The organism is Mesorhizobium japonicum MAFF 303099, from assembly GCF_000009625.1.
Taxonomy (GTDB): domain Bacteria; phylum Pseudomonadota; class Alphaproteobacteria; order Rhizobiales; family Rhizobiaceae; genus Mesorhizobium; species Mesorhizobium japonicum.
On the sequence record NC_002678.2, the window covers coordinates 1871123 to 1886597 of the forward strand.

Sequence of the window (15475 nt, forward strand, 5' to 3'; positions counted from 1 at the left end):
GCGCGGTCCTATTTCACGGACGAGAAAGCTGTCGGCGTGAGCAGCTGGCTGCTGATATTGGCGATGATCTGCCCGTCGCGCTGAGACTCGTCCACGGCCCTGTGCCATGCCGGATCGGTGACGAAAGCCGCCCATTTCGCCTCACGCTCGGCCATCGATTCCCAGGCGAGGAAATAGGTGAGGCGATTGCTGTTTTCGCCGATCACCGTGGTGAAAAACCCGGCTTGGCGGATGCCAAGCCTCTCCCAAATGGCCAGCGTTTGGTCTGAAAAGCGCTTGAGCAAAGCCGGCAGCCTGCCCGGCAGGCAGTCATAGATACGCAGTTCGTAGATCATGGTTTCGTCCGTTTCTTTCTTCGCCTCTCCCGTGGGAGAGGTCGACACGAATGGTCGGTCGTTGGCCCTGTGAGCCTGGGAGAATGATGGCAGGGGGGCTGGGCTAACTCCAGGTCCGGTCCCAGCTATATTCATTGTCCCAATGCTCGGTGGATTGCCATATCCCCGTGACACCGGGCTGCAGATGCTGGCTGATCACCTCGTCGACCACATCGTCTATGCCCAGCCCCGGCCTGTCGGGCACGGTAATGAAGCCGTCCTTGACGAGCGGCTTGGGGAGGCCGGTGACGATATCGTCCCACCAGTCGACATCGGCGGAGTGGTATTCGAGCGCCATGAAGTTCTCGGTCGCGGTGGCGACATGTGCCGCGGCCATCGCGGCGATCGGGCTTTCGGCCATATGAATGGCCATGGCGACGCCGTGATCCTGCGCCATGTCGCCGATCTTCTTGGTTTCGAGGATGCCCCCGCTGGTGAGCAGATCCGGGTGGATGACCGAGAGGCCGCCGCTCTTGAGCAGAGGCTCGAAGCCTTCCTTGAGGTAGATGTCCTCGCCGGTGCAGATCGGCACCGTGGTGGCTTGCTGCAATTGCCGGTACTGCTCGGTATATTGCCAGGGGATGACGTCCTCCAGCCAGGCCGGAACGTATTTCTCGATACGGCGCGACAGGCGTATGCCGTCCTGCAGCGAGATGTGGCCGACATGGTCGATGGCGAGCGGGATCTCGTATCCGATCACCTCGCGAACCTCGTGGATATACTGCTCGAGCAGATCGATCCCCTTTTCGGTGAAATGCAGGCCGGTGAATGGGTGCTGCACGTTCTGCGCATCATAGGCTAGATTGCGGGCCTTGCGCTCCCCGAGCGTGCCGCCACGGCCGCGTGGATTGGCATGAAACCCGTCGAGCGCGCCGGCGGGCGCGGATACGGCGCCCGCGACATGGGCGATCTGCATCAAGCCCAGGTCCATCTTGAGGAAGGTGAACCCGCGGTCCATGCGCTGCTTGAGGCGCTTTCCGGTTTCGGTGCCGCTCGGCTTCTCGGCATCGGTATCGCAATAGACGCGCACCTGATCGCGAAACTTGCCGCCGAGCATCTGGTAGACGGGGACGCCATAGGCCTTGCCGGCGAGATCCCACAGGGCGATCTCGACCGCCGACACGCCGCCGCCCTGCCGGCCGTGCCCGCCGAACTGCTTGATGCGGCGAAACAGGCGATCGATGTCGCAAGGGTTCTCGCCAAGCAGCCGGCTTTTGAGCATCAGCGCGTAGGTGGCGCTGGCGCCGTCACGCACCTCGCCGAGCCCGACGATCCCCTGATTGGTATAGATCTTGAGCAGCGCCGAGGTGAATGGTGCGCCGACGATTTCGGCAACCCGCATGTCGGTGATGCGAAGGTCGGATGGTTTGGAATTCGTGTTGACCCGATTGAGAGCCTCGCCGGCTCCATCCGTCTTTGGCATGATTTGTCCTCGTTTTGGCCGGGGGCTTGTCGCCCAAGGCGCCGCCCGGCATTGAGCGTTGCTAGCCCAGCTCGATCTCATGGGCTTGCAGGTAGTCGCGGTTCATCTCGACACCGAGACCAGGCTTCGACGTCAGCTTGAGGCTGCCGTTCGAAACATCGAGCGGTCTGTCGATGAGATGATCGTATTTGCCCAGGTTCCACTCCGACGTTTCGAGCTTGTAGAAGTTGGGAACGGTCATCATCACCTGCGCCCCCGCGACCACGTTGATCGGCCCTGCGGCATCATGTGGCGAGACCGGGATGTAGTAGGCCTCGCACAGGGCGGAAATCTTCTTGAGTTCCGTAATGCCGCCGGTCCAGGTGACATCAGGCATGATGTAGTCGGCGAGCTTGTTCTCGAGTACCGGCACGAAATCCCATTTCGTATGGCCGCGCTCGCCCCACGAGATCGGGGCACTGACCTTGTCACGCACCTGCTTCAGCGCGTTGAGGCTTTCGGGCGGACAGGGCTCCTCGAACCAGTCGATCTGGGCGGCCTCCTCGAGGCTGCGACAGAGACGAATGGCGGTGGGAACGTCGAAGCGGCCATGCGCATCGATCAGGATGTCGACGTCGGGGCCCGCCGTTTCGCGGATCAGCGCCGTGAGTTCGGCTGCCTCACGCTCGTCCTTGCGGGTCATGCTGCCATCGAGATAGCCGTCCCGCTGCTCGCGCGACAGCCCATCGGCGCCGCGGCCCTGATGCGGGAAAGGATCGAACTTGAGCCCCGTATGCCCGGACTCGACGATGTCGCGGATTTCGCGGACCACAGCCTCCTTGCTGGTGAATTTGGCCTGGTTGGGATGGGTGTAGAGCGCGATTTCATCGCGCACCGGTCCGCCCAGCAACTCGTAGATCGGCTTGCCGAGGACTTTGCCCCGGATATCCCAGAGCGCTATGTCGATGGCGCTCACGCATTCGACGGCGGCGCCGCGGCTGCCCATATAGGTAAAGCTGCGGAAAATCTTGTGCCACAGGTGCTCGATGCGCGCCGGATCCTCGCCGGTCACGGCGGCGCCGATCTGCCGCAGGATCGTGCAGAGCGCCCGGTTGGCCAGCTTCGTCGTGGTGGTGATCTCTCCCCAGCCACTCACGCCTTCGTCGGTCGTCACTTCGACGAACAGGTACTCTCCCCAATAAGACGCATCGGATTTGATCAGCCACGGCCGGATGCTCGTGATTTTCATCTCTCAACTACCCTTATCTGGAATGACCCGAAGAGCGGTGTTCCGGGCCGATTGTTCTACCCTGCCCGGGCGGCGTTGCGGGCGCGCATGTGTTCGAGGACATGCCGGCCGGAGCCCTCGACATGGCGGGCGATGAGTTCGGCTGCCTCGTCGGCATTTCCCGCCTTCACATGTGCGATGAGCTCGCGGTGCTCGCGAATGATGGCGGCACGCCGGGCGAGCGTGAAATTGAAACGCCGGCTCACGGCGCGCAGCACTTCGCGATGCTTCCACCAAAGCTCGGCGGCATGGCGGTTGTAGTGCCGCTGGTACATCACGGTGTGGAAAGCCGTGTCCAGCTCGCTGTGCCTGAACGTGTCGGCAAAATTGTTCTCTTCGATCAGGCCCTGGATACGTTCGAGTTCGGCAATGTCCTCGACGGTAGCCATGTTCACGAACCATCGCGTCAGGGCCGGCTCGATGAGCACACCGATCTCGTAGATATCGCGGACAAAATCCTGATCTATGGGCCGCACACGCGCCCCGCGATTGGGGAGAAAGATGACGAAACCCTCGCCGCGCAACAGCTGCAGAGCTTCGCGCACGGGATTGGTCGAGGTGCCGTGACGCCGGGCCAGATCGGTAACCACGAGCCGCTCATTGGCGGCGAGCCGGCCCTCGATGATGTCCTCCCTGATCAGTTCATAAAGCGAGGCGCCCTCGCTCGAGGCGCCGAGAGGATCGATCCCCTCGGGTGGCTCTGCTTTAAATTCCCGCGTCTCGGCCAAGGCCGGCTCCCCCTTCCGTGAATACACGCCTTTCTCGATATCACGCACGATTTCCATAAACAATGTACGATTTGTTGCGTTGACAGGCAATCTGCGATCTGAAAACGTATAAAGTGCTCGAAGGGATACATTTGAGGAGATGTCCCCGCAGCCGACGAGTAAAGCCGCTCGCCTCGATGCAGAGCGGCATGGGAGAGAAACCTGGAGGATACCTATGACGAGGATCACACTCGGCGGTGCCGTCCTGCGCGGCACTGTCTCCACTGCATTGATCGCATCGTTGATGTCCGCACCGGCTCTGGGCGCGGCGCCGGTCGACTTGAGCAAGTGGTCGCCTGAATATGTGCGCTCCATTGCGGGCACGCAGGAATTTGATACCGCGGCCGATTGCGCCAAGGTCACCCCGCTCGACTACAAGGGGCGACTGACCTTCTGGTATCAGGGCGTGTTCGAGGGCGACCCCGATCTCTTGCGCCAGTACTACAAGGATTTCTTCGAGACCTTCCGCAAGACCTATCCGAACATCCAGCTCGAGGAACAGGCCCTCACCTACAACGACCTCCTGGACAAGTTCCGCACGGCGCTGCTTGGCAATGCGGCGCCGATGGCGGTCCGCCTGCAAATCCTGGGTGGCACCGAGTTCGCATCAAAGGGCTATCTGCAGCCGCTGAAGCCCGAGGATGTAGGGTATTCGACCGATGATTTCTGGCCCGGCGCCATGAAAGCCGTGACCTGGGACGGCGTGACCTACGGCATTCCAACCAACAATGAAACGATGGCGTTCATCTGGAATGCCGATATCTTCAAGCGCGCGGGTCTCGATCCGGACAAGGCTCCGGCAACCTGGGACGATGTCGTCAAATATTCCAAGCAGATCCACGACAAGCTCGGCATTGCCGGTTACGGCCTCGTGGCTCGCAAGAATGCCGGCAATACCCCGTATCGCTTCATGCCTCAATTGTGGGCCTATGGCGGCGGCGTCTTCGACGAAGCCACGGCGAACCCGACCTACAAGGAGATCGAGCTCGACAGCCCGCAGAGCAAGGCGGCGCTGCAAGCCTCTTACGACATGTATGTCCGCGACAAGTCGGTTCCGGTTTCGGCGCTCACCAACCAGCAGGCCGACAACCAGCCGCTGTTCCTCGCCGGCCAGCTCGGCATGATGATCTCGCACCCGTCCGACTATAATGTCATGCTCGACCTGCAGAAGAAGGCGACCGGCACCGACAAGGACAAGGCGCAGACCGTCATCGACAACATGCGCTACGGCCTGATCCCGACCGGCCCCGACGGCAAGCGCGCAGTCGTGTTCGGCGGCTCGAACATCCACATCCTGAAGCCCGAATATGTCGAGGGCGGCAAGGTGGATGAACCGGCCGCGAAGGCCATCATCTGCATGTGGACCAGCCCGGAATGGTCGCTGAAGATGGCCTATGCCGGCTCGAACCCGGGCAATCTCAACGGCTTCAAGACCAAGTGGATGAAGGAACGCCTGGACAACATCAAGTTCCTCGATGTCACGACCTCGATGCTGCCATACGGCATCCCGTTCCCGGCGCTGCCGCAATCTCCCGAGATCATGAACATCATCATCCCGGACATGCTGCAGAATGCCCTGACCGGAGCGATGACCGTCGATCAGGCTGCGGACGACGCGGCCAAGAAAGTGAAAGACCTGATGGGCGGACTCTAGTCTAAGCCTGACCTGCGATCTTAACCGGCTGCTCCGAGGGTCAGCCGGTTCGTTCCGAAGAACAAGGGCACGCCAAAGTGACGATCGTGACCGGCAAGACCGAGGCTCGCCGAAGATTGCAACCCGGTAAATCTGGCGTGCTGCGCAAGATCTGGGAGCATCGCGCCGACTATGCGTACGTGCTCCCCGCGATCGCCGTGATGCTCATCGTCATTGCCTATCCGATCTACTACACGATCGAGCTGTCGTTCTTTAATACGCCGCCTGGCCTGCAGCTCCGCGACAAGACCTTCGTCGGCTTCAACAATTACACGGCCATCCTCACCAGTGCGGTGTTCTGGAAGGTCACCTGGAACACGCTGATCTGGACGGTGGGGTCCACCGGCATCTCCTTCGTCCTGGGGTTTGCCGCCGCGCTGGCACTCCACCGTGACTTTTTCGGCCGTGGCGTCCTGCGCGCCATCCTGATCATTCCCTGGGTCATCAGCGCGGTCGCCGCCTCCTATATCTGGAAGTGGATCTACCACTCGGACTTCGGCATCATCGGCGCGGTGCTGGTCGGCCTCGGACTGGCCGACCGGCCGCCGAATTTCATCGACAGCGTCTCGACGGTGCTGCCCTCGCTGATCGTCGTCAACATCTGGCGCGAATTTCCGTTTGCCATGATCATGATGATGGCCGGCCTGCAGACGGTTCCCGACCAGTTGCTGCGCGCCGCCAAAGTCGACGGGGCCAATGCGTGGCAGCGCTTCTGGCACGTCACCTTCCCGCATTTGAGAAACGTCTCGACTGTGACGATCCTGCTGCTGGCTGTCGCCAACTTCAACTCCTTCATCATACCCTGGATCATGACCGGCGGCGGTCCGTCGAACGCATCGCATATCTGGATCACCCACATCTATGAGCTCGCCTTCGGCCGGCAGCGCTGGGGGGTGGCGTCGGCCTACTCGGTGCTGCTGTTCCTCATCCTGATGACGTTCGGCTACTTCTATGTCCGCGCGCTAAGCGGCAACGACAGGAAGGATGGCAGCGCATGAGCACGATTGCCGAGACAGCCGCTCGAGGCCAGGCCCGTCGCCGCCTACGCTTCGACGGATGGCGGTGGGGCGGACGCATCTTCCTCGTGTTCATGCTGCTTTACACCGCGTTGCCGATGGTCTGGATGCTGCTCACCTCGATCAAGTCCGGCTTCGCCGCGATGCAGTTCCCGCCGCAATGGTGGCCTGACCAACCGACCCTTGCCAGCTACCAGAAGCTGCTCGATCCGCAGAACAGCGTCGGCCAGGACTTCCTCCGCTTCTTCTGGAATAGCCTTTTCGTCTCCACCGCCACGACGATCCTTTCGGTGATCGTGGCGGTTCCCGCGGCCTACGCGTTTTCGCGCTTCACCTTCCCGGGCCGGAACTTTCTGTTCTTCACCGTCCTGCTGCGCAACATGTTCCCGGCGGTGATCTTTCTCGTCCCGCTCTTCATCCTGATGCGCGCGATCGGGCTGGTGAACACGCATGGCTCGCTCGTTCTCACCTACCTCACCTTCGGCCTGCCGCTGGCGATCTGGCTGCTCAAGGGATTCTACGACAACATCCCGGTGCAGCTCGAGCAGGCGGCGCGTATTGATGGAGCAACGCGGTTCCAGGCCTTCATCCTGATCGTGATGCCGCTCTCGACGCCGGGAATCATCGCCACGGCGATCTATTCCTTCATCGGCGCGTGGAACGAGTACATCTACGCCTACACCTTCCTCTCCAAAAACGAGCAGCTGACGCTGCCGGTCGGCATCCAGCGCTTCTTCTCGGAAAACACGACAGACTTTCCGGGCCTGATGGCGGCCAGCTTCATCATGAGCGTGCCCGTCGTGGTGCTGTTCCTCGTCCTGCAACGATACTTCGTACGCGCCCTTACAGAAGGCGCGGTCAAGCATTAGGGAGTTGCCGATGGCCCATGTGGTCCTCAAAGATCTCGTCAAGACCTATGGCGGCTTCAAAGCCGTCAACGAGGTCTCGCTGACGGTCAATGATGGTGAGTTCGTTGCGCTCGTCGGCCCCTCGGGCTGCGGCAAGACGACGACGCTCAACCTCATCGCCGGGCTGATCCCGATCACATCGGGCGACATCGTCATCGGCGACCAGCTGGTCAACGACCTCGACCCCAAGGACCGGGACATCGCAATGGTGTTCCAGAACTACGCGCTCTATCCGCAAAAGTCGGTCTATATGAACCTCGCCTTCCCGCTGCAGATGCGCAAGCTGCCCAAGGCCGAGATCGACAAGAAGGTCCGCGAAGCTGCGCGGGTGCTCGACATGACACAGTTGCTCGAGCGCAAGCCGCGCGAACTTTCGGGCGGGCAACAGCAGCGTGTGGCCTTGGGTCGCGCGCTTGTTCGAGATCCGGCGGTGTTCCTGATGGACGAACCGCTCTCCAATCTCGACGCCAAGCTGCGCGTGCAGATGCGCTCCGAAATCAAGCGGTTCCATCAGGACCTCAAGGCGACGATCGTCTATGTGACGCACGACCAGCTCGAGGCCGTGACCATGGCGGACAGGATGGCTGTGATGAACGGCGGCTATCTGCAGCAATATGATTCGCCGGCGCAGGTTTTCGCGCATCCCGCCAACATGTTCGTCGCCAGCTTCGTCGGCAGCCCGGCGATGAGCCTTATTCCGCTGGAGGCATCGACGGCAAACGGCGACACCGTCCTGAAGAGCGCGGAAGGCTGGAGCCTCGGGCTGTCGCAGCCCAACGCGCGCAAGGCGCAGAGCGCGACCAGCAGGAAGATCGTGCTCGGTGCGCGACACTCGACGATCAGACTCCACAAAAGCGCGGTCCCCGGCGCCATTCCGGCCAAGGCCTATACGGTGGAACCAACCGGAGACGTCACCTTCGTGCAGGCGCTGCTCTCCGGCGCCATCGTCAACATCAGCGTGTCCCCCAATATTGCCGTCAAGCCTGACGAGCAGATCTGGCTCGAGTTCGACCAGGAGCGGATGCACCTGTTCGACGGCGAAACCGAAATGGCTCTCGAGGCCGCCTGAGACAGGCGTTTGGGACGTGGGCGTGGATGACGACGAAGCTCAAGATCACCGCGATCAAGCCCTACCCGGTGTGGGTGGGAACGCGCAACCAGATGCTGGTGAAGGTCGAGACCGACCAGGGCATCTTCGGCTGGGGCGAGAGCGGCCTGAGCGGCCGCGAGAGAGCCGTGACCGGCGCGGTCGAGCACTATCGCGAATTCCTCGTCGGCCGCGATCCCCTGCAGATCGGCCGGATCTGGCAAGAGGCCTATCGCAGCCAGTATTTTGAAGGCGGGCGCGTTTTGCAGGCGGCGATTTCCGCCATCGACATCGCGCTTCACGACATTAAGGGCAAGGCGCTGGGCGTGCCGGTCTACGAACTGCTCGGCGGCAGACAGCGCGACCGCATCCCCACTTTCGCCTCGACCGGTGACGAGGCCGAGGGCGATGTCGCCATCGAACGGGCCCGCGAATTGTACCAACAAGGCTGGCAGGCGATCCGCTTCTTTCCCGCCGGGCAAAGCAGCAAGGATATCTTCGAGCCGCGCGAGTCGATCGGCGTGACCGCGCGGATGCTGAACAAGGCCCGCGAGGCGCTGGGCGACGACGTCGTCCTCGGCATCGACTATCATCATCGGCTGTCGGTGGCCGAGGCGGCGAGCTTCTGCAACAAGCTCGGCCGCGGCGTGCTCGATTTCCTCGAGGAGCCGATACGCGACGAAACCCCGGAAGCCTACGAATCCCTGCGCACGATGACCGACATCCCGTTCGCCATCGGCGAGGAATTTGCCAGCAAGTGGCAGTTCCTGCCCTATATCGAGCGCGGCATCCACCAATTCAACCGGCTCGATGTCTGCAATGTCGGCGGGCTCACCGAAGCGATGAAGGTCGCCGGCTGGAGCGAGGCGCACTATGTCGACCTGATGCCGCACAATCCGCTTGGCCCGGTATGCACGGCCGCGACCGTGCATCTTGCCGCCGCGGTCCCCAATTTCGCCTGGCTCGAGACCAGGGCGCCCGAAAGAAAGCTGGGCTTCGACAGTTCCGAGTTCTTCCCGGTGCAACCACAACTCGACGGCCCCGCCTATCCGGTCGGCGACCTGCCGGGGCTCGGCGTCGAGGTCAACGAGGCGGCGATCCAGGCGCAGAGTTTCCGCTTCTGGGAAGCGCCCCACCTCAAGCGCCGCGACGGTTCTGTCACCAACTGGTAGTTCAATTTCAACCGGAGTCCACCATGACGCATACCTCCGACATAATCCGGCCGCCCAAGGACCTGATCGAGGGATTGAGGGAGATCGGCGCAGCGACCGTTGCCGGCACGCTAGGCCATATGGGCTTCCGCAATCCGCATATGGTCGGACCGGTGGCGCAGAACCACGGCAAGTCGATCGTCGGGCCGGCGCTGACGCTGCAGTTCCTTCCGCAGCGGCCGGACCTCTTCAACGAGGGAGAGTATGCCGACCCGGAGACGCAACTGCACCGGCACGTGCTCTATCACGCCCAGGAAGGCGACGTGGTCGTGGTCGACGCGCGCGGCGACATGAGCTCGGGTGTCTTCGGCGACATGATGTCGACCTACTTCAAGGGCAGAGGCGGCGCCGGCATCGTCATCGATGGATGCATGCGCGACAGGCCCAATGTCGAAAAACTCGACCTGCCGCTTTGGCTGCGCGGCTGGACGCCCAACTATCATGTGCAGACCAGCATCTATCCCAATGCCGTCAATGTTCCGATTGCATGCGGCGGCGTCACGGTGATCCCCGGCGACATCATCGTTGCCGACGATGATGGCGTCGTGGTGGTTCCCGTCGCAATGGCCGCAAAGGTCATCGAAGAAGCGAAGAAGCATCACGATTGGGAAGAGTTCTCGCGAGAGAAGCTCCTCCAAGGCGCCCCATTGCAACGCTACTATCCGCTGCATGACGACGCGCGCGCAGAGTACGAGGCGTGGCGCAAAGCAAACGGCTTGGGGAACCCAAATTAGCGCGGGGATCACTCGCTGCGGGCGGCAGCCCTTCCGGCGGCGCGATGGCCTCTCGCCGCAGCGTCGCGCGATATTTTGAGCCTGCCTCGCCCACGGGCGGGCTCACAGAAAACGTGACGAATCGAACAGCTCGGCGACGCCGTCCAGTCCCTTGTGCCAGCAACGGTCGAGATAGACAGCGAATGCGCCTCCGGAGGGACCTCGTCCGGCTGTACCTCGCCTTCCAGCAGCTCCGCCGCGACCAGCGTCGCGCCCTCGATCGGCAGCAGGCCGAGCCGGCGCGCGCGAAACCAGGTCGAAACGCCGGTATAGCGCGGCTCTCCGGTGGGCAGCCGCGTCCAGGCGCCCCCGGGCGGGAAGCGTTCCGCGCCGCTCGACGCGCAGAGTTGCGCCAGGTCTATATCGGTGAAGCGGAGCAGGTGGATCACCATGGTCTCGGCCCGCAGCACGGGCTCGGACGAGGTCGATTTCATCGACAGCGAGAAGGCGACGACCGGCGGCGCGGCACTCACCGAGATCAGCGAGGACACGGTCATCGCCACCGGCCTGTCGCCGGGATCGGCCGTGATCACGGCGCCACCCACCTATTGATTTTATTAAGTTTTTCCTGGGCGCTTTGGCCGGCGCCTGGGCACGAACGGCGAATCCCAACGAGCTCTATTCGAAGGAGTAGGTAAATCCTTCCGACGAGGCGCCGACGGTGACTTTTGTCATCTTCTTGCCCTCCAGCGAGCGATTGAGCACGCCGCGGCTGAGTTCCGGCAGCAGCGTGTTGGTGAGGATCGCGTCGATCATGCGTCCGCCGGATTCGATCTCGGTGCAGCGCGCCTTGACCATGTCCATGACACCGTCGCCGATCACCAGCTCGGCATCGTTGGTTGCCTTGAGGCGGCGCGCGATCTTGCCGAACTGGTGCCTGGTGATCGCCTCGATCATCGCGTCCGAGAGCGGATAGTAAGGGATCGTCACCACGCGGCCGAGGAAAGCGGCCGGAAACACTTTCAGCAGCGGGCCGCGCAAGGCGGTGTCCAGATCGTCCATGCCGGTGCGCAAGGTGCCGTTCTTCGTGCGGTCCATGATAACCTCGGAGCCGACATTCGAGGTGAGCAGGATCAGAGTGTTCTTGAAGTCGATCCGGCGGCCTTCGCTGTCGTCCATCATCCCCTTGTCGAAGACCTGGAAGAAGATCTCGTGTACGTCCGGATGCGCCTTCTCGACCTCGTCGAGCAGGATCACCGAATAGGGCTTGCGCCGCACGGCCTCGGTCAGGATGCCGCCCTTGCCATAACCGACATAACCGGGCGGCGCGCCCTTCAGCGTCGAGACCGTGTGCGCCTCCTGGAATTCGGACATGTTGATCGAAATCAGGTTCTGCTCGCCGCCATAAAGCGTTTCGGCCAGCGCCAGGGCTGTCTCGGTCTTGCCGACGCCCGAGGGGCCGCAAAGCAGGAACACGCCGACCGGCTTCTCCGGCGCGCCGAGGCCGGCGCGGCTGGTCTGCACACGTCTCGCGATCATCTCCATCGCATGGTCCTGACCCACAACGCGCTCAGCCAAGGTGGCGGCGAGCTTGAGCGCCTTCTCGGTCTGGCTGGACAGCATCCGTCCCGTCGGAATGCCGGTCCAGTCCTGGACAACGGCCGCCACGGCATTGCGATCGACCGACGGCAGGATCAGCGGGGTCTCGCCCTGCGCCTCGGCAAGTTCCGCCATCAATTCGCGCAGTCGAGCCAGATCTGCAGCGGAATCCGGCACAGGAACAGGCTCGTGCGCAGCAACGGCCTCCATCTTTGCCGCCTTTGTTTTCGCGGACTTGCTCTTCGAGCCCTTGGGTTCAGCCGTCTCGGGTTTCGGCGTTTTGGCCTCAGGCGCCTTCCTTTCATGCGACGTGGCAGCTGGCGCATCGACGGCCTCGCCCGGAGCGGCTTCCCCGCCCTCCACCGCGTCAAGCGGCACGCCCTCGCCCCGGAGTTTGGCGCGCAGATCGAGAATCTCGGCGACCAGCGCCTTTTCCCGATCCCAGCGTGCTTGCGCTGCCGCAAGCGTGGTCTCGGTTTCCGCCAACCCGGCCTCCACGCGAGCCTGTCTGTCGACCACTTCGATGCCGATCGCCGCCTCGCGGCCGATGATGCCTTCCTCGACCTCGAGCGCCTGGCGGCGCCGCAGAATGTCCTCGACCTCCGCCGGCGTAGCGTGCTGCGAGACGGCAACGCGGGCGCAGGCTGTGTCGAGGAGGCTGACCGCCTTGTCGGGCAGCTGTCTGGCCGGAATGTAGCGGTGCGAAAGCGAAACCGAGGCCTCGATCGCCTCGTCGAGGATCTGTACCTTGTGGTGCTGCTCGAGAACACCGGCGACACCGCGCAACATCAGCACGGCCACCGTTTCGGAAGGCTCTTCGATCTTGACCACCTGGAACCGACGGGTCAGCGCCGGATCCTTCTCGATATGTTGCTTGTATTCGGCCCAGGTCGTGGCGGCGATGGTGCGAAGCTCGCCGCGCGCGAGCGCGGGCTTGAGGAGATTGGCCGCATCGCCGGTTCCCGCCGCGCCGCCGGCACCGATCAGCGTGTGCGCCTCGTCGATGAAGAGGATGATCGGCGTCTCCGAGGCCTGGACCTCGTCGATGACGGCCTTCAGCCGCTTTTCGAACTCGCCCTTGACGCTGGCGCCCGCCTGCATCAGCCCGACATCGAGCATGCGTACGCTGACATTTTGAAGCGTCGGCGGCACGTCGCCCTGGGCGATGCGCAAGGCAAAGCCCTCGACGACCGCCGTCTTGCCGACACCTGCCTCGCCGGTCAGGATCGGGTTGTTTTGCCGGCGCCGCATCAGGATATCGACAATCTGGCGGATTTCGGGATCGCGGCCGATAACCGGATCGATCTTGCCGTCGCGGGCACGCTGGGTCAGGTCGGTGGCGTATTTGGCGAGTGCCGAATCCCCGCCCAAACCGCGTTTCATCGGTGTTTCGGCCGCAGCTGCGGCCGGAGGTGAACCGGCTTCGAGCGAGCCCTCAGTGACGTCGGCGAAGCGGGCTATGACCCCGTCCGCATCGATCTTGTCGAATTCGGCGCTGATTTTCGAAACCAGCCCTTCCAGCGCCGGTGTCTTCAGACAGGCGAGAAGAATATGCGCGCTGCGCACCTCCTCGACACCGAATTCCAGTGTGGCCAGGCTCCAGCCTTCCTGTATGGCGTGGAAGATGTGATCGGAGAATTCCTCCACCGAGGTCGCGCCGTAGGGAAGCTTGTCGATGGCGCGGGTCATATCGGCCGTCAGCCGGCTGACATCCAGCCCGGCATCGGCAACGATCATCTGCACATCCGAACGCTCGGACAGCACCAGTTGCTGGACGAAATGGACGAGCTCGACATAGGGGTTGCCGCGCATCTTCGCCGTGTCCGCGGCAGCCTTGAAGGCGCGCAACCCCGTGGGATTGAGCTTTGCAACCAGTTCCTTGCGCTTGAAACTCTGCGACGATCGGCGCTGTTCCATTGAACCTGCCCCCGAAATCTGCTGACCGTACCCTGCCATAGAAGCGGCCGCTTGACAAAGCCGTGTGACGAACGAGGCCTTCCGCCCCGGTTCAGGCGGCACCTCGCGGTTACACAAGCCCTGCAAACTCCACCCGGATTGTGGTCCGAACTATGCGAACCATTTCGCATGCCCGGCCCGCCAATCGCGCAGTGGGTTTCGTTGAAAGATTACCGGAGAATTCAGCTTCTGTTAGTTTTTGAGGAAGTGCTCAATTGTCGTGGCATGGGACCGATGATAACGTTGCGTCACATGGGTCACAGGGCCCTTTGCTGGGGGTAGGTGTGATTGATCTCGCACTCTGGCTGAATCCTCTGAACGGTGCGAACCCGTCGGGAGAGGATTTACGCAACGACCCGGCCTTTCACGAGCTGGAGCGGCTCACGGAAGCCCAGCTCAAGGTCGTCCATGACGGTGGCAACAAGGCTTCGCAATCAACCAGCTCCGTCGACTGGGCCGCCGTCCTCGAAAAATCGGAAGAATTGCAGTCGCGCGGCCGGGATTTGCGCCTTCTGGTCATCGTCACGCGCGCGCTGGCCAATGAAGAGAAGCTCGCCGGCCTCACCCAGGGGCTGACCTTGATCGCAAGGACTTTCGAGCAGTACTGGGATACGATGCATCCGGCTTTGCGGACGGGTGCCACACCCCGCGACGCGGCGCTGCGACGCATCAATGCGCTGCTTGACCTCCAGAACGGCCAGGAAGGCCTGCTGGGGAACCTCAGGCAGACCGTCTTCTTCTCACCGCGCGCCATTGGGCCGATCAGCGGGCGAGACCTGGAACAGGCAGCGCTCGACGAGCGCGTCATGCTCCAGGAAGCAGCCTCGGGCCTCGGAACGGCCGAAAAGGCGGCGCTGACGGCCGCCCACAACCAACTGCTGAATCGGGTGCGCACGGGATGCGCGGCGCAGATCGATCAGGCCGCGGACACTGTCACGACACTTTTGGCCGATGCGCGCGCCGCGATTTCGGCGCTGGAGGCGGTGGATACCGCGCTCAATGCCCGCATCGACGGCAATGGCGCGGCCGTTCCGGATCTGAAGAAGTTCCTGCAGCGCCTGCTGACGACGCTGGAGCGGAATTCCAGCGCCGGCGCCATGGTCAACGGTGCGACGAGGCCCGCCCCGCAGCCGGCTCAACCGGCATCGACGCCCACCCAAAACGGTCATGGAGCCGAGACGATGGCAAGTGTGGCAAGCTCTGTGGAACCCAGCGCCGGCCTGCCTGACCGGATCAACTCGCGCGACGACGTCGTCAAATGCCTCGATCTCGTGGTCGCCTTCTACGACCGCACCGAGCCGTCCAGCCCTATCCCGCACCTCGCCCGGCGCGTGCGCAGGATGGTGCACATGGATTTCGTGGAACTGATGGAAGATCTCGCCCCGTCGGGGCTGAAGGAATTCCGGCTGCTTGCCGGTGTCGCCGATCCCAAGAAGCCGGCCCAGAAGGATGAAAGGTAAC

At 62.7% G+C, this 15475-nt stretch carries 13 protein-coding genes; 7 read left to right on the top strand and 6 right to left on the bottom strand.

The window, feature by feature from the left end; translation table 11 throughout:
- Positions 1-8: 8 nt before the first annotated feature.
- The 4 genes from MAFF_RS10230 to MAFF_RS10245 form a co-directional block, all read right to left on the bottom strand.
- Entirely contained in the window at positions 9-335 is a 327-nt protein-coding gene (locus MAFF_RS10230) for an NIPSNAP family protein (RefSeq protein ID WP_032933650.1), read from the bottom strand.
- A 103-nt stretch (positions 336-438) separates the two neighbouring features.
- Positions 439-1797: a mandelate racemase/muconate lactonizing enzyme family protein gene (locus tag MAFF_RS10235; RefSeq protein WP_010910830.1), complete on the bottom strand. Its 1359-nt coding sequence runs from the start codon at positions 1795-1797 to the stop codon at positions 439-441.
- 61 nt (positions 1798-1858) lie between these two features.
- Positions 1859-3025, bottom strand: a complete 1167-nt coding sequence (locus MAFF_RS10240; RefSeq protein ID WP_010910831.1) for a mandelate racemase/muconate lactonizing enzyme family protein — start codon at positions 3023-3025, stop codon at positions 1859-1861.
- A 56-nt stretch (positions 3026-3081) separates the two neighbouring features.
- Positions 3082-3792, bottom strand: coding sequence for a GntR family transcriptional regulator (locus tag MAFF_RS10245; protein WP_032933651.1), 711 nt, complete (start codon positions 3790-3792; stop codon positions 3082-3084).
- Positions 3793-4006: 214 nt separating this feature from the next.
- On the opposite strand from MAFF_RS10245, the gene MAFF_RS10250 reads away from it, so the two are divergent.
- From MAFF_RS10250 to MAFF_RS10275, 6 genes are all read left to right on the top strand, one after another.
- The gene (locus MAFF_RS10250) at positions 4007-5485 is read left to right on the top strand and encodes an ABC transporter substrate-binding protein (protein ID WP_032931227.1); all 1479 of its coding nucleotides are present in this window, start codon (positions 4007-4009) and stop codon (positions 5483-5485) included.
- A 77-nt stretch (positions 5486-5562) separates the two neighbouring features.
- Positions 5563-6522, top strand: a complete 960-nt coding sequence (locus tag MAFF_RS10255; RefSeq protein ID WP_010910834.1) for a carbohydrate ABC transporter permease — start codon at positions 5563-5565, stop codon at positions 6520-6522.
- Entirely contained in the window at positions 6519-7409 is an 891-nt protein-coding gene (locus tag MAFF_RS10260; RefSeq protein WP_010910835.1) for a carbohydrate ABC transporter permease, read from the top strand. The genes MAFF_RS10255 and MAFF_RS10260 overlap by 4 nt, the downstream gene beginning before the upstream one ends.
- A gap of 10 nt (positions 7410-7419) precedes the next feature.
- Entirely contained in the window at positions 7420-8517 is a 1098-nt protein-coding gene (locus tag MAFF_RS10265) for an ABC transporter ATP-binding protein (protein ID WP_010910836.1), read from the top strand.
- Positions 8518-8543: 26 nt separating this feature from the next.
- Positions 8544-9707, top strand: coding sequence for a mandelate racemase/muconate lactonizing enzyme family protein (locus MAFF_RS10270; protein ID WP_010910837.1), 1164 nt, complete (start codon positions 8544-8546; stop codon positions 9705-9707).
- Positions 9708-9730: 23 nt separating this feature from the next.
- The gene (locus MAFF_RS10275; protein WP_010910838.1) at positions 9731-10480 is read left to right on the top strand and encodes a ribonuclease activity regulator RraA; all 750 of its coding nucleotides are present in this window, start codon (positions 9731-9733) and stop codon (positions 10478-10480) included.
- 8 nt (positions 10481-10488) lie between these two features.
- Here the strand turns inward: MAFF_RS10275 and MAFF_RS10280 are convergent, their stop codons facing one another.
- Complete coding sequence (locus MAFF_RS10280; protein ID WP_244420763.1) at positions 10489-11064, bottom strand: flavin reductase family protein; 576 nt, start codon at positions 11062-11064, stop codon at positions 10489-10491.
- 73 nt (positions 11065-11137) lie between these two features.
- Positions 11138-13975 carry a type VI secretion system ATPase TssH gene (gene tssH / locus MAFF_RS10285; RefSeq protein WP_010910841.1) on the bottom strand — a complete coding sequence of 946 codons (2838 nt, stop codon included), beginning with the start codon at positions 13973-13975 and terminating at the stop codon, positions 11138-11140.
- A 323-nt stretch (positions 13976-14298) separates the two neighbouring features.
- Between tssH and tssA the strand changes: the two genes are divergently transcribed.
- Entirely contained in the window at positions 14299-15474 is a 1176-nt protein-coding gene (gene tssA / locus MAFF_RS10290) for a type VI secretion system protein TssA (protein ID WP_010910842.1), read from the top strand.
- Position 15475 lies beyond the last annotated feature (1 nt).